This window comes from Mycobacterium sp. NGS51 (genome assembly GCF_059812525.1).
Map to the genome: position 1 here is coordinate 1 of NZ_JCALCV010000065.1, position 455 is coordinate 455.

Consider the following 455-nt stretch of genomic DNA (forward strand, 5'->3'; position numbering starts at 1 on the left):
GGTTTTTGTTTGGAGAGTTTGATCCTGGCTCAGGACGAACGCTGGCGGCGTGCTTAACACATGCAAGTCGAACGGAAAGGTCTCTTCGGAGATACTCGAGTGGCGAACGGGTGAGTAACACGTGGGTGATCTGCCCTGCACTTCGGGATAAGCTTGGGAAACTGGGTCTAATACCGGATAGGACCATGCCATGCATGTGGTGTGGTGGAAAGCTTTTGCGGTGTGGGATGGGCCCGCGGCCTATCAGCTTGTTGGTGGGGTGATGGCCTACCAAGGCGACGACGGGTAGCCGGCCTGAGAGGGTGTCCGGCCACACTGGGACTGAGATACGGCCCAGACTCCTACGGGAGGCAGCAGTGGGGAATATTGCACAATGGGCGCAAGCCTGATGCAGCGACGCCGCGTGGGGGATGACGGCCTTCGGGTTGTAAACCTCTTTCACCATCGACGAAGCT

General features: G+C 58.2%; 1 rRNA gene. It reads left to right on the plus strand.

Features of this window, described 5'->3' with window-relative positions:
• Positions 1-6 precede the first annotated feature (6 nt).
• Positions 7-455 (plus strand): 16S ribosomal RNA (locus AC5Y5W_RS24985); the annotation flags it as partial.